Below are 22,726 nucleotides of genomic sequence, written 5' to 3' on the forward strand. Positions count from 1 at the left end.
ATTTAAAGGAAAGATATGAAAGAAAAAGCTTATATAACTACACCGATTTATTACGTAAATGACGTGCCACACATCGGCCACGCCTACACGACTATCATCGCTGATACGCTAGCTAGATTTAACCGCTTGCAAGGCAAAGAGACCTACTTTATGACTGGCACAGACGAGCATGGTCAAAAGATCGAGCAAGCAGCTCGCGCTAGGAGCAAGACGCCAAAAGAGTATGCAGACGAGATCAGTGCGAAATTTAGATCTCTTTGGGACGAATTTGAGATAAGCTACGACCATTTTATAAGGACAACCGACGAAGAGCACAAGCAAACCGTGCAAAATGTCTTTGAAAAGATGCAAGCAAACGGCGATATCTACAAGGGCGAGTACGAGGGCTTTTACTGCGTTAGCTGCGAGACGTTTTTCAACCAAAGAGACCTGCTTGAGGACAATCGCTGTCCAGACTGCGGCCGCGTGACATCTTTAGTTAAAGAAGAGAGCTACTTTTTCAAGCTTTCAAAATATGAAGACGCGCTTTTAAAATGGTATGAGAGCGACGAACTTTGCGTTATCCCAAAGGGCAAGAAAAACGAGGTCGTAAGCTTTGTAAAAGGCGGACTAAAAGATCTCTCTGTGACAAGAACGAGCTTTGACTGGGGCATAAAGCTACCAAAGAGCGCAAATGACGACAAACACGTTATGTACGTCTGGCTTGACGCGCTTATAAACTACCTAACAACACTAGGATACTCAAGAGATAACGCTAGAATGGACTTTTGGCCACACACGACACACATCGTTGGCAAGGACATTTTACGTTTTCACGCAGTTTATTGGCCGGCATTTTTGATGAGCCTTGGCTTGCCACTGCCAAAACACGTCGCAGCACACGGCTGGTGGACGATAGATGGCGAAAAGATGAGCAAAAGCAAGGGCAACGTCATAAACCCAAGAGAGGTCGCAAACGCTTATGGGCTTGAAAATTTCAGATACTTTTTGCTTAGAGAGGTACCTTTTGGACAAGATGGCGACTACAGCCAAAAAGCCTTGATCGAGCGCATAAACTCAGAGCTTGGCAACGGACTTGGCAACTTACTAAGCCGCATCGTAGGCATGAGCGCAAAGTATAGCGACTACAAAATTGGCTCAAAAGACGTGGTCAAATTTCACAAAGCTGAGCTTGATGAGGCGAAGGGCTATCTTGATGAGGCTATTAAAAATTTAGAAATTTTAGCAACAAACCGCTATTTAGAGGATCTTTGGAAGGTTGTAACGCTGGCAAACGCAGCCGTTGCGAAGTATGAGCCATGGTCGCTTGTAAAAGCTGGTAAAAGTGACGAGGCAAACGCACTTGTGGCACTTTGCGCAAATTTACTTGCTAAAGTTGCCATTTTGCTTAGTCCGGCTATGCCAAAAACTTGCGCTAAGATAGCTGACACGCTTGGCTTTAGCATAGATACGGCCTCTTACGAAACTCTTGTACTGAAAAATGAAATTTCAAATTTTGTAGCAAAAGCTACTGAGCCACTCTTCCCAAGGATAGAAAAAGAGCTAATGGGTGAGGCCAGCGAGCCAAAAGTAGAGGCAAAGGCTGAGCCAAAAGAGGAGAAAAAAGAGGATATCATTAGCATCGATGATTTTGCCAAAATTGTGATAAAAGTAGGCGAAGTGCTCGAGTGCGAAAGGGTCGAGGGCAGTGATAAGCTGCTTAAATTTAAGATAGATCTTGGCGAGGAGCAGCCACGTCAAATTTTATCTGGCATCGCCAAATACTACGAGCCTAGCTCACTTGTGGGCAAGCAAGTTTGCGTTTTAGCAAATTTAAAAGAGCGAACGATGATGAAAAAATATGTCTCGCAAGGCATGATCCTAAGCGCATCAGACGGCTCTCTAACGCTTCTTGGCACGCAGAGCAAGGTCAAAAACGGCGCGATCGTTGGCTAAATGACGATAGAAAATTTAACCCACATAATAAATGGGCAAATTCTAAACAACCCAAGCATCTCAAGCGTGACTAGCTTCGCGTTTGAGGCCAAAAATATAAAACGAGGCTACGCTCTCATCGCCACACAAAGCGATCAGATCGCACCTGCGATAAAGCAAGGTGCCTACGCTATCATTAGCGAAGATGATATCACGCCAATCGACGATGAGATAGCCTTTATCAAGGTAGCAAGCCTGCAAACGGCTATCATCAAGCTCATGCGCTTTGAGGCGATCCATAAAAATATCAAATTTTGCGCGGTCAATCCCTTTATAAAAGCGCTTTTAGAGAAGTCGCACCTTGAAAAAAACGCCCACGTCATACCTGAAAATTTAACCGAGCTTTTTTACAAAATTTTTCATGCAAATTTGTTTGACACATTTTTTAGCGACGATACGAGGATACTTCAAAGGCTCTCGCTACTTTACGAGACAGCCTGGACTGACACAAACATAAGCGTGCTAAATCCAAGCTCTATCTTTTTTACGACGCTAATTTACGATGACAAATACTATCAAAATTTATCCATCCCTAGAGTTTTTGCTGGGATGTTTTGCGGACTTCTTGGCTATCTTAAGAAAAACAATATCGGCTTTAAAGTGACAGAGAGCAGGATTTCATCGCACTTTGACCCAGTCTTTATCGACAAAGACTTTAAGCCAGTTGGCTTTGGTAGCAGTTTTAGAGCGGTGATAGCTGAAGAAGACGAGGAGTTATTTTTGACTGAAAGTATATTTCTAAGGCGAAATTTCAGTGAAAGCGAGCTTAAATTTTGCCTGCCAAAAGATAGCACACTAAAGGTTGAAAATGCCATTTTTTATGAAAATTTAGACGAGATAAAGAAGCTACAAAATTTCGTCTACGCCCTTGTGCTTTGCAAAAAAGAAGAACTACTTGACAGCCTTAGTCAAAGCAAAGAGCAAGGCGGACTCTTTTAAATTTAGAGCCAGAGCCTAAGCCCTGGCAGTTTTTTACTCACCTAAGAAGTATTTTAGATCAGCTTGCGCGTCGCCGCTAATTGGTCTAACGTTAAATTTATCCACTAAGAAATTTATGATCTCTTCATTGAAAAATTTAGGCAAGCTAGGTCCTACATTGATATTTTTGATACCAAGGCTAAATAGCGCTAGCAAGATGATAACCGCTTTTTGCTCCATCCACATTAGCACGATAGAAACTGGTAGGTCATTTACTGCGATGCCTGTTGCCTCGCTTAGTGCAAGGGCTATTTTAACCGCGCCGTTGCTGTCGTTGCACTGACCAAGGTCGATGTAGCGTGGTAGCTCGGTGCCTGGGACGTTGCCAAAGTCGATGTCGTTAAATCTAAATTTACCGCAGCTTGAAGTAAGTATCACACAGTCTTTTGGAAGGCTAGCAGCTAGCTCTCTATAGTACTCACGTCCCTTGCCAGGCGCGTCACAGCCAGCGATCACGAAAAATCTGCGGATCTTGCCTGTCTTTATCGCGTCTAAAATTTGAGGAGCTAAAGTTAGGATAGTCTTGTAGTGACCGCCAGTTACTAGGCTCTCGTCGCTATCAAAGCCGCTAACGTCGCCGCAAGCTAAAGCGCACTCGATAAGTGGTGTGAAGTCGTCGTTTTCGATGTGTTTTACGCCGTTTGTGCCTGCGATCGAGTAGCCAAATAGCCTATCAGCGTATGTGCAGTTTGAGCGTAGTGGCACGATGCAGTTTGTTGTCATTAGTATCGCGCCTTTAAATTCGTTAAATAGCTTAGTTTGGTCAAACCATGCCTTGCCGACGTTGCCTTTTAGGTGGCTATACTTGCGTAGTTCTGGGTATCCGTGAGCTGGTAGCATCTCTGAGTGAGTGTAGATGTTGATGCCTTTATCTTTTGTCGCCTCAAGTAGCGCTTTTAGGGCATGCAAGTTGTGACCACTTACCAAAATCGCCTTGCCCTCGACCTTGTTTTGGCTCACTCTAACTGGTGTTGGGATGCCAAATTTAGCTGTGTGAGCCTCGCTTAGCAGGTTCATCACCTCAACGCCAGCACCGCCTACTTCAAGAAGCTGCTTGATGTGCTCATCGAAGTTGAAATTTGAGTTTGTAAGCGTAAAATAAAGCGTATCAGCCATAACGCGATCAACGTTGCTAGTATCAGCGCCAAGCTCGTGTGCGTGGTGGCGATATGCGCTAAGGCCTTTTAAGCCAAAAACCATCGTATCTTGCAAAAGCGCTAGTGTGTCGCTCTTGCCACAGGTGCCCATAGGTTGGCCCTTTGCACCGCATCCATCCTCAGCGCTCATCTCGCACTGATGGCAAAACATCTTCATATCTTTCATCTTTTCTCCTTGTGAATTTAAAAATTTAAGCGGATTTTATCCTATGTGGCTAGCCATTTTGGTTGATAGCAGTCAAGAAAAGTTAAATTTAAATTTTAGTTATTAAATTTAAGATTTTATGATTATGGATATCAAAATATAAAATTTGAAATTTGCCGCTTTTATGCGATGAGCAAGTGCCTTCAACCATTAACAAAAAGACAAAAATTTACATAGAAAGCGTCAAGGATGTGATGGCTTTTGAAAACGACCCAAAACAAGCCAGCACACCATCTTTATACAAGCACAATGTAAATGAAGTTAGCGCAAAAGAGAAGCAAAAATACATCGGCAGGACGAGAAATGGCTATGGCAAAGGGCTATGGAACGTCATTTTAGAAAATAAACAAAGGACAACTAGCGTAGTAAGGGCGCGCATCGAGGATGCCTTTAGAAGCAATGGCTACCAGGTCATAAAAAATGAAAACGAAATAGACAAGGATACGATAAGCGTCAATGCAAAGATAGAAAAACTTTGGACTTACTTAACGCTTGGCGCGGTAAAAGTCGGTCTAAATGCCGATATAAGCACCACTTTAAACGTAAATAACAAGGAGCTAAACACGGTTGTAAAACGCAAAGAGGAGTATCTTTTAGTAAATCAAAATGACTATGCAAATATCATCAAAAGCTCTTTGACTGAATACAAAGAGAAGCTTGCAAAACAGATAAGTGAGCTAAATTTAGAGTAAATTTTAGGCTAGCTGCTAAATTTATAGTAGCTAGCTTTTAAATTTCAAGGCAAATTTCACTTTTTATAAGGGATTTTATCAACGGCGTTTGCCTTTTTAAAGCCATTTAGCCTTAGCCTGCAGCTATCGCAAAGCCCGCACGCCTCATCCTCGCTCTCGTAGCAGCTCCATGTTAGCTCTATTGGTGAGCCAAGCTCAAGCGACTTTGAGACGATGTCAGCCTTGCTTAAATTTACAAGTGGTGTGACGATCTCGCAAGAAAAATCAGCCGACGTGCCTAAATTTATCGCCTCATTTATGCTTTTTATAAAGCTCTCTTTGCAGTCAGGATACCCAGAGCTATCCTCCTCGACCACGCCTATGTAGATCGCCTGCGCCCCCTCTTTTTCAGCAAGCGCAGCAGCGATTGAGATAAATACGCCATTTCTAAACGGCACGTATGTGTTTGGCACGTCCTTGCTGACGCCATCTTTTCTTATCTGCAGGCTCTTATCCGTTAGCGAATTTCCGCCTATTTGAGCGATAAAGCTAACGTCTAAATTTATCTTTTTAACCACGCCCAGTCGCTCGCAGATCTCGTCAAACGCGCGTTTTTCCCGCTTCATAGTCCTTTGGTTATAGTCAAAATGAAGTGCGACCACATCATATCCAGACCTCTTTGCCATTACAGCGCAAAGCGTGCTATCCATGCCGCCGCTCATTATACAAACTGCTTTTTTCATATTTTGCCCTTTAAATTTGCTAAAATTATACAAAAATTTACTAAGGACAAGCCAAAAATGATACTTTGTGAAGAGAGTTATCCAGAAATTTTAGATCAAATTTGCTCATATCTAACGCCTGGAGAAGTTGAGCTTCTCTTTATCAATAAAGATGAGATGAGAGAGCTAAATAGATCTGAGCGTGGCATAGACAAAACAACTGACGTCTTAAGCTTCCCCCTTGAGCTTGTCATCCACGCCCCACTTGGCTCGGTAGTCATAAACAAAGATATGGTAAAAGAAAAAGCAGCCGAGCTAAATCACAGCGAAGATGCCGAAACTGCGCTACTTTTCACACATGGCTTGCTGCATATCTTAGGCTTTGATCACGAAAAAGATGACGGACAGATGAGAGAGAAAGAGTGCGAGGTGATAGCTAAATTTGAGCTACCAAAGAGCCTAATCGTAAGAAGCGAGGATGTTAGGCTCATTGATCTTATAAACAAAAAGGGCTGATAAGGCCCCTGTTTTAAACACTCTCTTTTTTTGTCTCTAAATTTTCAACTTTTGGCGCAAAAGCCTTGTTTATCTTTCTTATCCAGATGATAAGCGAGATAAATAAAATGAAGTAAAGCACGTAGCTAGCGATAGGCCAGCTGGTGTTTGTGCCGCTATCTTTTATAGAGATCGCGTTTCTAAACTCGTTTAGCATAGAAATTCTATATCCGTAGTATTTGATAGTGACGTTTTTATCGCTATTTGTAAAGCCTTGAGCCTTAGCTTGGATGTCGGCTGAGTTAAATTTAAAATAAAATGGAAAGCCCCACGCCGTATCTTCGTTTCTATAAGCCATAACTTTTTCAGCGTTTTTCGCATCTTTTGTGTAGATAAAATAGACATCTCTTACAGGCCCATCGGCTGGGTTTTTGGCGTCTATTATGCCATCTTTATCCATGCGTTTTACGTCGCCGCCAGTTATCTGCACGCTTGCGTAGTGCGGAAATGAAAAATCAACCAAAAACGCCAAAAATAGGTGCAAAAGCACGACAAATGTAACGCAAATTCTCTTTAAAAATGTCATCATTTCTATCCTTTAAATTTGCACTATTTTATGAAAAGATAGCTTAAATAAAGGGGCAAAGCGCCCCCATAAATTTAAGCCTTTTTATTAAGCATAAATTTTAAAAGCTGAGCAAAGAAGCAGATGCCACCGATTATTAAAATCGTATCGCCAAGCATCCTTAACCATCTTAAATTTTGCAAGTGTGACTGTTGTAAAAGCTCAGCACTTCTTGCATACCACATGCCCTGCTCCAAGCTTGCAAATGCTTGATAGATGCCTATTGGAAGTAGTGAAAGCACGATCATTAGCATAAGTCCTGCATTTAGTCCCCAAAAGCCAACTTTCATCAGATTTTCATCAAATTCTTGCCCTTTAAATAGATAAGTAGCCACAAGCCAAACAAAGCCAAGTGCCAAAAATCCATAAACACCAAATAGTGCCGCGTGTGCGTGAACTGGCGTTGTATTTAGTCCTTGGATGTAAAATAGTGAAATCGGAGGATTTATCAAAAATCCAAAGACGCCAGCACCTAGCATATTCCAAAAGGCAACTGCGATGAAGCAGTAAAGTGGCCATTTAAGCGTTTTAGCCCAGCTTTGAGCAAACTGGAGTTTGTAGTGCTCATACGCCTCAGCTCCAAGTAAAACTAAAGGCACGACCTCAAGCGCTGAAAAGCTTGCACCAATAGCCATTATAGGCGTTGTAGTGCCTGCAAAGTAGAGGTGATGGAAGGTGCCTGGGATCCCACCTACCATAAAGAGTGACGCACTTGCAAGTGTTTGAAATGTCGCAAATCTTTTTGAGACAAGGCCCAAAGAAACAAAGACAAAAGCAAGTGATGCTGTCGCAAATACCTCAAAAAAGCCCTCAACCCAAAGGTGTACAACCCACCAGCGCCAATACTCCATCACTGGAAGTGGGCTTCTTTGACCATAAAATAGCCCTGCTCCGTAAAACAAGCCAACCGCAACCGCCGACATAGCAAAGATAGCAAGTAAATTTTTATCGCCTTTGTTTTTAAACCCGCCTGCAAATCCACGAAGAAGTAGAAGCATCCAGATGACAAGACCAACAAACAAAATGATCTGCCAAACTCGTCCAAGATCGATATATTCATATCCTTGATGTCCAAGCCAGAAGCTTAAATTTATAGGCATGATGTTTGCGATAGCTAAATATTCGCCCACAAAACTGCCAACTACAAGGAAAAGTAGCGCGTAAAAGAGCAGATCAACACCAAGCTTTTGAAATTTTGGATCCTTGCCGCCATTTATGATCGGAGCTAAAAATAGTCCAGCCGCTAAAAATCCGGTCGCTATCCAGAAAATACTAGCTTGTATATGCCACGTTCTAGCAAGCGAATAAGGGATGTAGGCTGATAAATTTATGCCATAAAATTCTTGTCCTTCGACTGTGTAGTGAGCTGTAAAGCCACCTATTAAAATTTGAAACGCAAATAGCGCTAGCGTAACAAAGAGATACTTTTTAAGCGCCTTTTGTGATGGTGTTAAATTTAGCTTTTTAAGCGGATCTTCGCTAATTGGCTCAAGCTTTTCATCATCTTTTTTGCCGTAAAATGAGCTAAACCAAACAAGAAGCCCAACGCCTGTTAGAAGTATCACGACGCTTGCAACCGACCAAAAGACATTCTCACTTGTTGGCACGTTATCGATTAGTGGTTCGTGCGGCCAGTTGTTTGTGTAGGTTGCCTCGCTACCAGGTCTGTTTGTCGCTGTCGCCCAGGCTGACCAGAAGAAGAAGTTGTTTAGATCGGCTCTGTCGCTTGCACCTGGGAGCGTATTTTCTTTCATCGCATAAGCTTCTCTTAAAGGCTTAAATTTAGGGTCATTACCAAAAAGCGCAGCATACTCGCTAGCTACTTGACTTATTGCCTTTAGCCTATCAGCGCTTAGCACAAATTTATCGTCTTTGACGCTATTTTCTCTATACTCTTTTTTAAGCAAAACCTTTAAATTTGCCTTTTGCTCGGCATTTAGATCGGCGTATTTTAGATGATAAATTTCATCAGCCTTGATCTCTAAAAAGGCAACTAGCTCCTTGTGAAGCCAGTCCGCACTCCAATCAGGCGCTTGATATGCCCCGTGCCCCCCAAACAGAGCCAACTTGCATACCGCCTATGCTTTGCCAAGCCTCTTGACCTTTGTAGATGCTCTCTTTGTCGATCACGACCTTGCCATTTTCGTCAGTGAAATTTACAACTGGAGGCGAATTTCTATAAACCTCAACGCCGTAGTAGCCTAAAATACTAAAGCAAACTACCAGCACAGCAACAAGTGCGAGCCAGTATCTTTTGTATTCACGCATTGATTCTCCTTTTTTAAAATTTAGGAGAAAGTTTATCTCATTTCAAAATAGTGACTAATGATATATGTCAATAAAAAGAGAATATTTATCCTATTAGCTTTATATGAATTTACAAAATATGCAATTTTTTCACAATAAACATGCAAATTTTACATAACATTAATGTAAATAGCAGTAACATATCAACCAAACTATTTCACACGAAAAAAGGAAAAAATATGCAAATGAATTTCATACACAAAGTAGCTAAATTTAGCCTTGTTGCTTCACTTTTTGTAGCTCTTAGCCTAAGCGCAGCTGAGTCTGCTAGAAGCATCACAGATATGAAAGGCGTCAAAGTAAGCGTGCCTGAGAAGGTTGAGAAGATCGCAGCACTGTGGAATGCAAACAACGAGATCATCCTAGCACTTGGCGGTATGGATAAGGTTGTAGCCACAACTGATCTGATCAAAACCAACAAGTGGTTTGAGCACGTCTATCCAAAACTTAAAAATTTACCAGCTGCGCTAAACGGCAAAGACCTTCAGATAGAAGAGCTTGTTAAGCTTGCACCTGATGTTATCATAGTTTTTAACAAAAACTACCAAGATGAGCTTATCAAAAACGGCTTTAGCGCGGTAAATTTGATCTTTAGAGACTACCCAGATATGGAGAAAAGCATCTACGCAACAGCTGAAGTTATAGGCACTGATGACGCTAGAAAAAAAGCTGAAAAGCTTGCTAATAAAATCCACGATAACTCTGAGTTTGTAACAGCAAGAACAAAAAACATCCCTGACGCTAAACGTCCAAAAGTACTTCACTTGCTTGGCGGCGCAAATTTGCTAAAAGTTGATGGTACAAATACTATCCAAAATACTTGGATCAAGCTAGGTGGCGGTGTAAATGCTATCAATACTGAGGGTTCAATGATCGAAGTTAGCGCTGAAGAGATCATCAATGCAAATCCTGATATCATCATCGTTGGCGGCAATGACACAGACGCACAGATCAAAAAGATAAAAGAGCACCCTGCATTCTCTGGCTCAAACGCTGTTAAAAACGGCAAAGTTTATGGCAATCCAAAAGGTGTATTTAGCTGGGATAGATATGGCGCTGAAAACGTGCTTCAAATTTTATGGGCAGCAAAGACTATCCAACCAGATCTATTTAAAGATGTCGATATAAAAGCAAAAACAAAAGAGTTTTATAAAGAGTTCTTAAATCACGATCTTAGCGATACAGAGTACGGCTATATCTTAAAAGGTCTAAATCCAGACGGTAGCAGCAAGTAAGATATGAAAAACGCAAATTTTTCAATAGTTGTTATCTTTTTAGCTCTACTAACGCTTCTTTGCGCCTTTGTCGCACTTGGCGTTGGTAGATTTTACATACCATTTAACGACGTCTTTAGCGTGCTGGCTCACAGCTTTGGTTTTGGAGATGGCGCAGCTAGCAACATCACAAACGTGATAGAAAATTTACGCATCCCGCGCATCATCGCAGCCATCCTTGTCGGAGCCGCTCTTAGCGTGAGTGGTGCAGCCTATCAAGGTGTCTTTAAAAACCAGCTAGTTAGCCCTGATCTTCTAGGCGTCTCAGCTGGTGCTTGTGTGGGAGCAGCCACTGCTATCATCTTTGATCTATCGCTATTTTGGGTGCAGGCTTTTGCCTTTGGCTTTGGCCTAGCAGCCGTTGCTATCACGCTAGCCATACCAAAGATGATGGGACGCACGAGCACGCTTATGCTAGTTCTTTCTGGTATCATCGTAAGCGGCCTCATGGGCTCAGTGATCGGCTTTTTAAAGTATGTCGCCGACCCTGAGACGAAGCTACCTGACATTGTTTATTGGCAGCTTGGTAGCCTTGCAAAGCTTGATAGTGACAACTTAAAATACATAGCCCCTGTGATGATCATCTGCGCCATTTTACTTATCGCCATGAGCTGGCGTATAAATTTACTATCTCTTGGCGACGAGAGTGCAGCTAGACTTGGCGTAAATGTCTCATTCGAGCGCGCTGTCATCATCATCTGCGCTACGCTTCTTACAGCGTGCAGCGTCTGCATAAGCGGCATAGTCGCATGGGTGGGACTTCTCATGCCTCACTTAGCGCGTATGCTAGTTGGTGCAAATAACATAAAAAGCATGCCTGCAAGCATATTTATGGGTGCAATATTTTTGCTTTTTGTTGATACCTTGGCGCGCAGCATAAGCGTGAGCGAAGTGCCTCTTGGCGTACTTACTGGCTTTATCGGCACGGTATTTTTCGTCTGGGTTTTATGGCGAAATAAAAAGGTTGCATGATGCTTGAAGTTAGAAATTTAAACTTTAGCTACCCAAATGGGGCTGGCAAACTAGAAAATGTAAATTTAAAGATAGGCGCTGGGGAAATTTTAACCATTCTTGGTCGAAACGGAGCTGGCAAATCAACTACTCTAGGCTTAATAAGTGGCTCGCTAAAGCCAGTTTCTGGAGAAATCTTTCTTGATGGCAAAAACGTAGATAGCCTAAGCAACAAAGAGCGTGCTAAGATCATGGCATACGTCGCTCAAAGCGAGGTTACCGAGTATGACTACACAGGGCTTGAGTTTATCACGATGGGCCGTGCGGCGCACCTTGGTATCTTTGCAAGACCTAGCCAAGAGGACGAAGAGATCGCTAGAATTTACACCAAAAAGCTTGAGATCGAGTACTTAGAGGATCGCTTTATCACGCAGATGAGTGGCGGTCAAAAGCAGATGTGTATGATCGCTCGTGCGATGGCTGCGCAGCCAAAGATGATCATATTTGACGAGCCAACGAGCGCGCTTGATTTTGGCAACCAGTATAAATTCCTACGCACAGTTAAGTGGCTAAAAGAGCTTGGCTACTCGGTCGTGCTAACTACTCACAACCCTGACTTTGCCGTGCTTCTTGGCGGATATGTCGCCCTTGTGAAAGGTGATGGCGAGGTTGGATTTGGCACGGTTGATGAGATCATTAGAAGCGAAAATTTAAGCAAGCTTTACGGACTAAATTTAAACGTGAGCTACATCGACGAAGTAAAAAGAAACTGCTGCCTCACTTATCCACTATAAATTTATCTGCTCTTAATTTTTAAGGGCAGATAGTCGTTTTATCTAAAAATTTCTACTTAAATTTACTAACCATAAATGCTAAAATGCAAAATAAATTTGAAAGGATAACAATGGCTTACCCGCTACTAGGCACTAAGATCGTGATCGATGAAGAAAAGGTTTTAAGAGAGAAAAAGTATAAGCTAGATGTGATCTATGAATATTTAGACAAGCTTGCCAAGCAGTGTGACTTGATCAAGATTGATAAAAATACCTTTCACGCAAAAGGTGATGAAAATGACTTGGCAAATTTAGGTCTATTTGTTTATAAACACGCCATTAAAAACGAGTGGATAACTAAAAATGTCAAAGAGTGGGTTTGGATTAGTCAAAAAGAGGGCAACAGCAATATAATTGGCGATAACATGGGAGTTTGGGAGTGAGCGATAAAAAGAGCAATTTTATCCCGCCATATCAAATTTTCATGTAAATTTTAAAAAGAGCCTGCAAGAGATTAGATTTTGCTAGACAAGATAAATTTAGGTATAGCGCAAAAGCAAAGACGTTTTAAAACCCTGAGCCATTTTGCCACAGAGAACCTAGACTGGTTTGCTAGCAACCTTTTTATTGATAGCGATATTAAAAAAGACAAGACCAGTCGCGATAAAGCTAAATCAACCGCGCAACAGTTGCCATTTTCTATCAAATTTAAAACTAGCCATAAAAGCTTGCGCCCTCATCTTAAATTTGACGCAAATTTATATCCTCCTAGCCAAAAGCAATCATCCACCTTAAATTTTAACACAACCCGCAAGATCAAATTTAAGCTTTATTTTTAAGCTCAGCTACTCTGGCCTTTGCAGCCTGCGTGATATCATCCTCGTAGTCATAGAAGTTAAAGGTCGCTCCGTGCTGAAAAAAGCCGTTTAGTATATCGCCGCTTTGGCGGTTTTTCAGATCAAGCTCTGCCACCTTAAAGCCGTCATTTGTCGCGCAAAATTCCTTTAGCCTAGCTGGCGCCTCTTTTAGCTTGGTAAATAAAAAACAGTATCCATCGCCGCCATTTCGCCCAACTCTGCCTCGTAGCTGATGAAGCGTGGCAAGCCCTAGCCGCTCAGCGCCCACGATCACTATCGTATTTAGCCTTGGCAGCGAGATCCCCACCTCAACAACGGTTGTTGAGAGCAAAATTTCGCCCTCTTCTCTAAACCGCCTTAAAATTTCCTCTTTCTCTTTGTCCTTGCCGTGCGTGACGAAGACATTTTTGAAATTCTTTAGCCAAAAGCCCTGCGCCTCGCTTAGACTTTGGTAGTTTGAGCTCTCGCTGCTCTCAACTAGCGGATAGATGATGGCTACTTGAAAGCCGCCCGCAAGCTGCTTTTTAATGTGAGTTAGCAAAAAGCCAAACTCGCTAGTGCCTAAAATTTGGCTCGTTATATTTTTCTTAAATGGCATCTGCTTTAAAAAGCTAAAATTTACGATCTCAGACTGGATTAAACTTAGCGTTCTTGGTATTGGCGTAGCTGAAAACTGCACGAAATTTGCTCGCTCGTCCTCGTTTGAGGCCAGCTCCTCTATCTTTTTGCGCTGATTTGAGCCAAAGCGGTGCTGCTCATCGACCATGACAAGCGGCGAGTTTGGCAGCTCGTGAAAGAGCAGCGCATGCGTGCCAACGATCAAATTTGCCCCGCTAAAGTCTATCTTTTTCTCCCCGCTTCGCACCAGCATCACATTCATAAAAGGCGGCAGCAGTCTCTTTGCTTCGTTATAAATTTGCTCGCTTAAGATGCTTGTTGGCGCCATCAAAATGGCACTTTGCGGATAGACGCTAAGAGCAGCTGCTAGGATCACAAGCGTCTTGCCACTTCCCACATCGCCCATTATGACGCGCCTTTTTGCCTGCACAGCGCTAAGGTCGTCTCTGATATCATTTATGGCGTTTAGCTGGTCATTTGTCGGCGTAAATGGCAAGCTCTTAAGCCAAGAGCTTATGTCAAAAAGCTTGATTTTAGGGCTTTTAAAGTAGGTTTTTTTCGCACTTAGCTTTTTTATGTAGTTAAAAATTTCTACAAATTTTAAAATTTCTATGCCCTCGCCATCATTTTTTAGGCGGTATAAAATTTGCACGCTTTGCTCATCTAGCCTTTGCAGATCAGCTAGAAATTTAGCCTCTTTTTCGTTTAAGCCCTCGGCTAGTAAATTTTGTAAATTTAGATATTTTAAGATGAGTTTTTTTAGCTCATCATCTTTTAACTCGGTCTTAAATTTAGGCACAATCTGGCCTATTTTTGTGGTGATCTTTGGATTAACGATCTGCCACGAGCCAAAGGCGTAGGAGCAAAGTCCATATATCGCCATCTCTTTGCCGACCTTAAAAGCGCCGTAATGCCAAGACTTTGCGTTAAAAATGACGATCTTTACGCTACTTTGCCACTGCTCGCAAAAGGCAAGTGCTGTCAGCATGCCAGGGCGCGAGGCGAGCGAGGTGATCTTTACATTTATGCAGACCTGCCCTTCTCTTGGGCTCTTAGCGATCGTCGTATCCTCAAAGCCCTTTGGTAGCACGAGAGCAAGGTCAAGCAGGCTAAGCACGCCTATTTTTAGAAGTTTTGTCCTGTCGCTTGCTTCAAATTTCATTTTTTAAAACGCAAAAACTTAGCTGATTGATCTCTGCGTGGGCTTTTATGAAGCTATTTAGCTCGCTAAGCGAAAGGGCTGAAATTTTATCAAGGTCCTTTAAAAATGCTCCAAGCTCGCCATGCTCATAAAACTCGCTCTGCGCGATATCAAGGCGCTTAAATAGCGTCTCAAGTCTAAGCGGCAACGAGCCAAGTAAAAATTTCTTCGCCTGCTCAAGCTCGGCCTTGCTAACGCCTTTTTTACTAAATTTTAAAATTTCCTCTTTTATAACGGCGATGGCTTCGTCTTTTTTCTCATTTTTTGTCTGCATGTAGCCGTAAAGCTGGCTGTAAGAGAGATTTAGCAAATTTCTAGCGTAGGCGCTGTATGCAAGCCCTCTTTTCACGCGGATCTCCTCCATGAGCCTCGAGCCAAAGCCACCCTCGCCCAGGATAAATGTCGCCACTGCGGCCTTGTATTTCTCTTCAGGCTTTACATCAAATGGCGCGCCAAAGTAGATGTATGCCTGCTCGCTTTGCCTAATGATCTCGCTGCTTTCGCACTTGTCACTTGGGCTAAAGCGCTCTAGCTTTCGCACCTTGCCAGGTTTTAATATTTCTAAAACGCTAGCAAGCTCTTTTGTCTGCTTCTCGTCGATGTCGCCACCTAGCACACAAAGCAAATTTGAAAGGTCTAAATGCTCGTTTAAAAATTTACTTACATCTTCAAGCGTGATCGCTTTTACGCTCTTTTTTGTGCCGATGCTTGGCTCTGAAAGCACGCTTTTTGGATACAAAAGCTCAAAGAGCCCCTGCCTTGCCACGTAGTCAAAGTCATTTTCATTTGCTGCGATCTCGCCAAGTGTGACGGTTTTGCACCTATTTAGAATTTCTTTTGTTAAATTTGGAGCGCTTATAAGCTCTTTTAGCTTGCCGCACGCAAAGGCAAAGTGCTCTTTTAGGCAGTTTAGATCAATGCAAAATGTCTCAAAGCCGCAGCTTGCATTTAGGCTAATCGCCCTTACTTCAAGCTCTTTAGCAAATTTAGCCGAGCCTAGCTTCATATCGCCCTCGTTTAGTAAATTTGCACTTAGTCTTGCAAGGCCTGCTAGCTTGCCATTTTGCGAGCTACCAGCTGCTTTGAAAACTAGCTTTAGGCTCACTACTGGCATCGCTTTTGAGCTTTCAAAAACGACTGGGATTTTTACATTTTTTACATTGATATCTAAAATTTTCATCTAAAATTTCTCCAAAATATCGTAGTTTGTGTTGCGCTTAGCTGGAATTTCTCCGACATCTTTTATAAGCTCGATCATCTGGTCTTGATTCATCCTAAAGCTTGCACCTGCGGCCTTTACGACGTTTTCTTCCATCATCGTGCTGCCAAGGTCGTTTGCGCCAAAAAGAAGCGCTAGCTGGCCTACGTAGCTACCCTGTGTGACCCAGCTGCTTTGGATATTTTTAAAGTTATCTAAAAATAGCCTTGAGACCGCAAGAAGCCTTAGATAGACGTTTGAGCTTTGCTTTTTGATCTCTGGGAATTCTTGCATAAGCTTTGTATTTAGCCCTTGAAAGCTCCAAAGTATAAATGCCCTAAATCCAGCCGTTTCATCTTGTAAATTTCTGATATGCTCCCAGTGCTCGACGATCTCGCGAGTGCTCTCAACCGTGCCAAACATCATCGTCGCAGTCGTCTTCATGCCAAGCTCGTGCGCCTCTTTGTGTATGCGAAGCCAGTCTGCGGTGTCGCACTTTTTAGGGGCGATGATGTCGCGAACGCGGTCGCTTAATATCTCCGCTCCAGCCCCTGGCATCGAGTATAAGCCCTTTTCGTTTAGGCGTCTTAGGACCTCTTTTGTAGAAATTTTTGAAACTCTTGCGATGTAGTCGATCTCAACGGCTGAGAAGCCATGTATCGTGATGCTTGGATAGTGCTTGCTGATGTAGCTTACAAGCTCCTCGTACCACTCGATCTTTAGCTTTGGATGAACGCCACCTTGAAATAAAATTTGAGTGCCGCCAATGGCGATAAGCTCCTCGATCTTCTTGCCGATCTCCTCAAAACTTAGCACGTAAGCGTCTTCCTCTTTTGCGTGGCGGTAAAATGCACAGAATTTACAATCCACCCAGCAGACGTTTGTATAGTTGATGTTGCGATCTACGATGAAAGTTGTGATGCCTTCTGGATGAAGCTCTTTTTTTCTAGCTAGCGCCATCTTGCCAAGCTCGTGAAGCGGTGCATTTTCTATAAGATCGATGGCTTCATTTACACTAAGTCTTTTCAAATTTAACCTTTTATTTTGCTTATTTTTGGGCGAAAGTTTAGCCAAAAATGCTTTTAAATATGATAAATCAGGCGTTATGAAAAATTAATTTTTAAAGGCTACAATGTTAGAAATTCTTTAAAGGAGCGAGTTATGAAAAAGGTTATATTTGCCGTTATCTGCGGATTATTTTTAGTTGGTTGTGCTAAAAACGAGCCAAAGCCAGCTGAGCCACAAGGTGCAAGTTGCGGATGTGCTCATCATCAAAAAATGATGCAAGAAAATATGCCAAGCTGCCCTCATCACGGCATGCAAGGGGCGATGCATGGGCAAATGCCAGCAGGCTGCCCAGCCCACGCAAAATAGATAAAGTGCCATTTGGCACTTTATTTTAATATAACCTTATCTCCCTTAGTGCCTAAAACCTGCACTTTCTCGCCGTTTTTTAGCGCTCCGTCATACTTCCAAAGAGTGCCTTTAAAATAGACCATATTTTCTCTGATCTCGCCAACTCCTGGCTCATCTAAAAACTCCTCATTAAAGCTCTCTTTTTTAGCCATAAATTTACTCTTTAACGGCGCTTTTAAGAGCACAAGCAAGATAAAGGCAAGCACTAAGACGGCTAAAATTTGAAAGCTCCACTCAAAATTAAAGCCAAAATTTACCGCCCCAACGATGATAAAAGCGACGCCAAAAAAGAGCAGATAAAATGAAAATAGCATAAGCTCAGCCACGCACAAGAGCGCGCCTATGGCTATCATTATAAAAGGACTTATCACGCCTTATCCTTAGCTAAGAAATTTTTTAAAACACTAAGCGAGCCGATGAGCTCAGCCGCCTCATAAGGGACTAAAATTTTATCTTTTGAGCTATTTTTAGCTAGCTCACTAAATGCCCCGACCCTGTCACGAGCGAGCAGGAATTCAGCCGCATTTGCGTTTTTGCTCATGCTGTCATTTATCATATCCATAGCCTCTTTTTGAGCTGTTGCAATGGCGATTTGCTCGTATTTTTTCGCATCAGCCATACGCTCTATCGCCTCTGCTTGAAGCACTTTTTCTTGCTTTAGCGCCTCTGCGTTGCGGATTAGTGCCTCTTTTTCAGCCAAGGCTTTTAGCTCGATCGCGCGCTTTTCACGCTCAGCTTTCATCTGCATATTCATCGCCTCTTCGATGCCAAGTGGGACAGAAATTTCAGAAATTTCAACCCTCATGATCTTTACGCCCCAGTTGCCAGCAGCATCGCCAAGAGCCACTTGAAGTGCGGCATTTAGGCGGTCACGTGAGCTTAGCGTATCGTCAAGATTCATCGCGCCTATCTCGCCACGAAGCGTTGTCATGGCTAAATTTGCAATGGCGCGCTTGTAGTTATCGACATTATAAACCGCCATTTTTGCGTCAAAAACCTTCAAAAAGACGATGCCATCGACGCTAATATTAACATTATCTTTTGTGATGACTTGCTGTTTTGTGATATCAACAAGCTGCTCTTTTATAGTTATGATCGCCCTTATCTGATCGACAAATGGGATGATAATGTGAAATCCACCGTCAAGCACCTTGTGAAATTTACCAAGTCGCTCGATCAGCAAGTTATCTGCTTGCGAAACGATCTTGATGCCAGCTTTTAAAAACAAAAATGCAAAAATGACCAAAACAACGACTAAAACGCCAAATGTCTCAACTTGCATCTTCTCTCCTTTAATTTATAATTTGTTATTTTCTTAAGTATTATAATACATTTTAAATTTTATTTTCAAAAAGGATCAGCATGAAAAATTTTATCTTTGCACTAAGTGCGGCTCTACTTTTAGCAGGTTGCGCTACGTCAAACCAAAGCACAAGCGTCCCTCAAGGCAAATGTGAAGTAAAAGGTAGCTGCATGGCTCCAGTAAGCAGCATCGAAGGCACTTACAAGGCGTTTTTACCTTGCGCTAGCTGCATGGGCATAGACTCAACCCTCACACTAAAAAAAGATGGCACATTTGAAAGTGTGATGAACTACAAGTCAAAAGACAACTACAAAGCCGTTAGCAAGGGTAAATACTCTATAAAAAATGGCGTTATCACAACGGTTGATGAGTATAAAGAGAAGAGCTTTTATAAGATCGAGGGAGAGAGCCTAAAGATGCTTGATATGGATCAAAAAGAGGTCACTGGCGAGCTAAAAGACAAATACATCTTCAAACGCGTAAAATAAATTTTAAAGGCAAAATGATATAATTTTGCAATTTTTAAGGAGTTGCAAATGAAATATCTTTTTGCCATACTTATCTCATTTTTCATCATCGGCTGCGCTAAAAATGAAAATTTAAAGCCACAAGATCAAGAACAAACACAAAAATCAAAAGAAGAAAAACCCCTAGTTAGAGACGAAAAACCCAAAAAACCAGAAAAACTAATACTTTCAAACTCTATCTACACGAGCTACTACACCACCTTGCCATGCTCAAACTGCGAGGGCGTAAAGACTATCTTAACTCTAAATAAAGACAAAACCTACACAAAAACTATGCTTACGATGGATAAGGCTGCTACCTTGGTAGAAAAAGGTGGTACATTTGATGTCGATGAGAGCGCTATCGTGCTAAAAGATGAAAGTGGTGCGCTTAGCTACTTTGTGCCAAATAAAAACTCACTTCTTCAGCTTGATGATAAGAAAAATAAACGAGTTGGCGTGCTAGCTCAAATTTATAACTACGAGCCGGTAAATAAGGCATATAAAGATAGTTTTTTTGCTAGATTTTCTAAATTTAAAGACAAAAATGGCTTTTTAGAGCTTGTGCTTGTGCCTAGCAAAAATGGCGCAAAGATAAGCTTTTACTCATCGCTAAAAGATGGCTCACCACTTTGTAAATTTAACTCAGAGCTGCTTTATGACAAGGGCATTTTTTACCTTTTAGATGAAAAAGGCGTGGCTCTAAGCGTGCATAAAACCGCTAACGACATCTTCATAATCGCAAACGATAAAATTTGCAAAAATGCTCACATAAGCGGGCACTACAAAAGAGAAAAAGGCAGATCTAGCCTCTTTGGCAAGGGCTTTTTTGCAAAACTTACAAACGAGTCAGCAAATGCTGATGTGATGAAATTTTACGGCGCAAAAAATATAAAAAGAGACAATACCAAAAAAGAAAATAGCTACATCGTCACAAGCAAAAACGAGAGAATTTTTAAATACACCTTGCTAAATGGCATCATCACAAGCATTGAAATTTACTCAAACGAGTTTAAAACTCCTGAAAATATCAGTCTAAAGTCAAATTTCAAAGATATAAAAAACGCACTTGTCATCTCTAAATTTCAAAGCGATGCAAACAATATCTATCTAAAAATAGAGAGCCACGATATGCTCATAAAGCTTAAAAATCCGCTCGCACAAGAGATAGCAAGCTTAAGCCAGATCCCAGACGAGGCGCAGATAGAACAGATAACGCTCATGTGGAACCAGTAGCTTGAAAGAGTATCTTAAGCTTTTAAAGGATGAGAGAAATTTCCGCCTTTTAAGCACCATCCAGCTCATGTGCTACTTTGGTGTGTGGTTCTCGCACACTGGCATCTTTACGCTACTTATCTCGCTTGACGCTCCTGTTTGGGCACTTACACTAAGTGCGGCGATGGCGTTTATCCCGGGTGTTGTCATCGCTCCATTTAGTGGCATTTTGGTTGATAAATTTAGCCCAAAACCGATGCTTGTTATCATGATGGCGGTTGAGACCATAAGCGTTTTTATGCTGCTTTTTATAAATTCGCTTGATTTTTTATGGCTGCTTTTGCTTATCATTTTTATTAGAAACGGTGTTGGCGGGATGTATTTTCAAGTAGAGATGAGCGTGCTACCAAAAATTTTAAGCAAAGAGAGCCTAAAGCTTGCAAACGAGATCCACTCGATCATCTGGGCGGTCTCATACACCGCTGGTATGGGGCTTGCTGGCGTTTATATACACTTTTTTGGCATCAAAAGCGCCTTTTTGCTTGACGGAGCTCTTTATCTTTGCAGTTTTGGCTTTTTATATCTTTTAAAACTAGACGAGCTAAAGCCAGAATTTATAGAAAAACCTCTAAAAATGCTAAAAAATGGGCTTAAATACCTAAAAGAAAATAGGCTCATCGTGCATCTTATATTTTTGCACGCCTTTGTTGGCATTACCGCTTATGACGCATTGATCGCACTTTTGGCCGATTATAAATACGCAAATTTACTCTCAACCTCGCTAGTTATTGGTCTATTAAACGCCTCAAGGTCGATCTCGCTTATGTTTGCACCGGCCATACTTAGTAAATTTATGAATAAAAAAACTCTCATCTACATCTATATCGGTCAAGGGCTTGGCATCATCATCTGGGCGCTCTCTTTGCGAAATTTTTATCTCTCGCTCATTGGCATCATCTTTGCTGGTTTTTGCACGTCAAGCCTTTGGAGCTACACCTACACACTGCTTCAACAAAACTGCAAAAAAGAGTTTTACGGCAGAGTGATCGCGTATAACGATATGGTTTTTCTTGGATTTAGCGCACTTATCTCATTTGCGATTGGCTTTTTATACGAGCTTGGACTAAGCGTGGAGATGATCGCAGCCTTTATGGGAAGCCTCTTTTTCGTTGGAGCCTTTTACTACCACGTAGTTTCAAAAAGGTATGAGATAAGGTAAAAATATTTATTTTTAATTAAAATTTTCAAAAACATTAAATTTCTTAAAAACTAATATTCAATTATTCTATAACTAACCGATAAAGTTAAAATCATTATGTAAAGGAATTCGTGTGAAGTCAATCACCAATAAAATAGCACTAATGCTAATAGTTGCTCTATGTATATCGTTTGTGGCTATGTCGGCCGCTAGTTACTATACTGCTCAGAGTAAAACCATCGAGCTAGTCATCCAATCTCAACGTCAAATTTTAAAAGATGTAAAAAACGCTATGAATACATTTTTTAACAGCAACACGCACGCTGCAAACGGCATCGCCCAAAGGCTAGAAAAACTAGAGGATAGAAGCCAGATAAATGAAGTTTTAAGCACAGGCAAACTCATAGTCTCACCTGAGATCGAGAGAATTTTTGCAGGATATGAGAGTGATGGAGCGATGTACCGCTCAAATGGTAAGAATGAGATGCCAAAAGACAATGGCTACGACCCAAGAACAAGAGATTGGTATAAGATCGCAAAAGGCTCAAAAGCAACTTTTTCTGATCCTTACAAATCATCAAGCTCAAATGCCATGATGATCGCATTTTCAGCACCTATCGGCGATAAAGGTGTCGCTGCTATGAATGCTGATATCTCAAGCCTTAGCGACGAGATCATGGATATTAGCAAAAACGACTATAGCTATGTTTATGTGATGGACAAAAACGGCAAGATCATCATCCACCCTAATAAAGAGCTAGTTGGCAAAGAAAATGCTACAACGACAAAGCTGGTTGAAAGATATAAAAATAAAGACTTCAATAAAAATGGCCTTATTGCTTATCAAAACTCAAAAGGCGAAGAGAGATTTGCTGACTTTATCGAGCTAAATGATCGTGGCTGGATAGCTATCTCGGCTATGCAAAAAGATGTATTTACATCAAATACTATCCCTCTCCTAAAGATCCAGCTAATCCTAGCAGTGCTATTTATCGTTATCCTCTCAGCATTTGTCTATTTCTTACTTAAAAAGTCTCTTAACCCTATAAAAACTATCCAGTCTAAGCTTGATGATCTATTTA

The 22,726-nt window shown here is 41.7% G+C and carries 21 protein-coding genes and 1 pseudogene; 13 read left to right on the forward strand and 9 right to left on the reverse strand.

The features are described from left to right. Positions 1-15: 15 nt before the first annotated feature. Together metG and G6W41_RS08130 are read left to right on the forward strand one after the other, a co-directional pair. The gene (metG, locus tag G6W41_RS08125; RefSeq protein WP_194171191.1) at positions 16-1,935 is read left to right on the forward strand and encodes a methionine--tRNA ligase; all 1,920 of its coding nucleotides are present in this window, start codon (positions 16-18) and stop codon (positions 1,933-1,935) included. Further along, positions 1,936-2,913, forward strand: coding sequence for a ferrochelatase (locus G6W41_RS08130; protein ID WP_194171192.1), 978 nt, complete (start codon positions 1,936-1,938; stop codon positions 2,911-2,913). A 33-nt stretch (positions 2,914-2,946) separates the two neighbouring features. Here the strand turns inward: G6W41_RS08130 and hcp are convergent, their stop codons facing one another. Beyond that, positions 2,947-4,275, reverse strand: a complete 1,329-nt coding sequence (gene hcp / locus G6W41_RS08135) for a hydroxylamine reductase (protein WP_002940097.1) — start codon at positions 4,273-4,275, stop codon at positions 2,947-2,949. A 176-nt stretch (positions 4,276-4,451) separates the two neighbouring features. Between hcp and G6W41_RS08140 the strand changes: the two genes are divergently transcribed. Continuing rightward, positions 4,452-5,006, forward strand: a complete 555-nt coding sequence (locus G6W41_RS08140; protein WP_194171193.1) for a hypothetical protein — start codon at positions 4,452-4,454, stop codon at positions 5,004-5,006. A gap of 56 nt (positions 5,007-5,062) precedes the next feature. Here G6W41_RS08140 and queC read toward each other — a convergent pair whose 3' ends face one another. After that, entirely contained in the window at positions 5,063-5,728 is a 666-nt protein-coding gene (gene queC / locus G6W41_RS08145; RefSeq protein ID WP_194171194.1) for a 7-cyano-7-deazaguanine synthase QueC, read from the reverse strand. A 57-nt stretch (positions 5,729-5,785) separates the two neighbouring features. Between queC and ybeY the strand changes: the two genes are divergently transcribed. Beyond that, positions 5,786-6,223 (forward strand): rRNA maturation RNase YbeY, encoded by a 438-nt coding sequence (gene ybeY, locus G6W41_RS08150; RefSeq protein WP_194171195.1) that lies wholly within the window; start codon positions 5,786-5,788, stop codon positions 6,221-6,223. 13 nt (positions 6,224-6,236) lie between these two features. On the opposite strand, the gene G6W41_RS08155 is transcribed toward ybeY, so the two are convergent. Both G6W41_RS08155 and G6W41_RS08160 read right to left on the reverse strand, forming a co-directional pair. Continuing rightward, the gene (locus tag G6W41_RS08155) at positions 6,237-6,791 is read right to left on the reverse strand and encodes a DUF1523 family protein (RefSeq protein ID WP_194171196.1); all 555 of its coding nucleotides are present in this window, start codon (positions 6,789-6,791) and stop codon (positions 6,237-6,239) included. 71 nt (positions 6,792-6,862) lie between these two features. Then, positions 6,863-9,095 (reverse strand): annotated as a pseudogene (locus G6W41_RS08160) (nitric-oxide reductase large subunit). Between the two features lie 218 nt (positions 9,096-9,313). Here G6W41_RS08160 and G6W41_RS08165 point away from each other — a divergent pair. From G6W41_RS08165 to G6W41_RS08180, 4 genes are all read left to right on the forward strand, one after another. Next, positions 9,314-10,369, forward strand: a complete 1,056-nt coding sequence (locus G6W41_RS08165) for an ABC transporter substrate-binding protein (protein WP_194171197.1) — start codon at positions 9,314-9,316, stop codon at positions 10,367-10,369. 3 nt (positions 10,370-10,372) lie between these two features. Then, complete coding sequence (locus G6W41_RS08170; RefSeq protein WP_021084752.1) at positions 10,373-11,380, forward strand: FecCD family ABC transporter permease; 1,008 nt, start codon at positions 10,373-10,375, stop codon at positions 11,378-11,380. Continuing rightward, positions 11,380-12,153 carry an ABC transporter ATP-binding protein gene (locus tag G6W41_RS08175; protein WP_021089682.1) on the forward strand — a complete coding sequence of 258 codons (774 nt, stop codon included), beginning with the start codon at positions 11,380-11,382 and terminating at the stop codon, positions 12,151-12,153. Before G6W41_RS08170 ends, G6W41_RS08175 begins: the two co-directional genes overlap by 1 nt. A gap of 110 nt (positions 12,154-12,263) precedes the next feature. Beyond that, positions 12,264-12,575: a hypothetical protein gene (locus tag G6W41_RS08180; RefSeq protein ID WP_149701915.1), complete on the forward strand. Its 312-nt coding sequence runs from the start codon at positions 12,264-12,266 to the stop codon at positions 12,573-12,575. Positions 12,576-12,954: 379 nt separating this feature from the next. Here the strand turns inward: G6W41_RS08180 and recG are convergent, their stop codons facing one another. The 3 genes from recG to G6W41_RS08195 are packed head-to-tail and all read right to left on the reverse strand — an operon-like array spanning position 12,955 to position 17,035. Beyond that, a complete protein-coding gene (recG, locus tag G6W41_RS08185; protein WP_194171198.1) occupies positions 12,955-14,769 on the reverse strand; it encodes an ATP-dependent DNA helicase RecG in 1,815 nt (604 codons plus the stop codon). Continuing rightward, a complete protein-coding gene (locus tag G6W41_RS08190) occupies positions 14,759-15,988 on the reverse strand; it encodes a M16 family metallopeptidase (protein WP_194171199.1) in 1,230 nt (409 codons plus the stop codon). Before G6W41_RS08190 ends, recG begins: the two co-directional genes overlap by 11 nt. Continuing rightward, entirely contained in the window at positions 15,989-17,035 is a 1,047-nt protein-coding gene (locus G6W41_RS08195) for a dehypoxanthine futalosine cyclase (RefSeq protein ID WP_035145231.1), read from the reverse strand. It lies immediately after the preceding gene. Positions 17,036-17,167: 132 nt separating this feature from the next. Between G6W41_RS08195 and G6W41_RS08200 the strand changes: the two genes are divergently transcribed. Continuing rightward, complete coding sequence (locus tag G6W41_RS08200; protein ID WP_103617023.1) at positions 17,168-17,380, forward strand: hypothetical protein; 213 nt, start codon at positions 17,168-17,170, stop codon at positions 17,378-17,380. A 20-nt stretch (positions 17,381-17,400) separates the two neighbouring features. On the opposite strand, the gene G6W41_RS08205 is transcribed toward G6W41_RS08200, so the two are convergent. Both G6W41_RS08205 and G6W41_RS08210 read right to left on the reverse strand, forming a co-directional pair. Beyond that, complete coding sequence (locus tag G6W41_RS08205; RefSeq protein ID WP_194171200.1) at positions 17,401-17,793, reverse strand: NfeD family protein; 393 nt, start codon at positions 17,791-17,793, stop codon at positions 17,401-17,403. Next, complete coding sequence (locus G6W41_RS08210) at positions 17,790-18,704, reverse strand: SPFH domain-containing protein (RefSeq protein ID WP_021089647.1); 915 nt, start codon at positions 18,702-18,704, stop codon at positions 17,790-17,792. Before G6W41_RS08210 ends, G6W41_RS08205 begins: the two co-directional genes overlap by 4 nt. Positions 18,705-18,784: 80 nt before the next feature. Between G6W41_RS08210 and G6W41_RS08215 the strand changes: the two genes are divergently transcribed. The 4 genes from G6W41_RS08215 to G6W41_RS08230 form a co-directional block, all read left to right on the forward strand. Further along, positions 18,785-19,213 carry a copper resistance protein NlpE gene (locus tag G6W41_RS08215; protein WP_009294607.1) on the forward strand — a complete coding sequence of 143 codons (429 nt, stop codon included), beginning with the start codon at positions 18,785-18,787 and terminating at the stop codon, positions 19,211-19,213. 48 nt (positions 19,214-19,261) lie between these two features. Beyond that, positions 19,262-20,467, forward strand: coding sequence for a copper resistance protein NlpE (locus G6W41_RS08220; RefSeq protein ID WP_194171201.1), 1,206 nt, complete (start codon positions 19,262-19,264; stop codon positions 20,465-20,467). A 1-nt stretch (position 20,468) separates the two neighbouring features. Further along, positions 20,469-21,665: an MFS transporter gene (locus tag G6W41_RS08225; RefSeq protein ID WP_194171202.1), complete on the forward strand. Its 1,197-nt coding sequence runs from the start codon at positions 20,469-20,471 to the stop codon at positions 21,663-21,665. Between the two features lie 112 nt (positions 21,666-21,777). Then, on the forward strand, positions 21,778-22,726 hold a 949-nt coding region (locus G6W41_RS08230; RefSeq protein WP_194171203.1), incomplete at its 3' end, for a cache domain-containing protein.

Source organism: Campylobacter concisus, from assembly GCF_015230035.1.
GTDB lineage: Bacteria > Campylobacterota > Campylobacteria > Campylobacterales > Campylobacteraceae > Campylobacter_A > Campylobacter_A concisus_BK.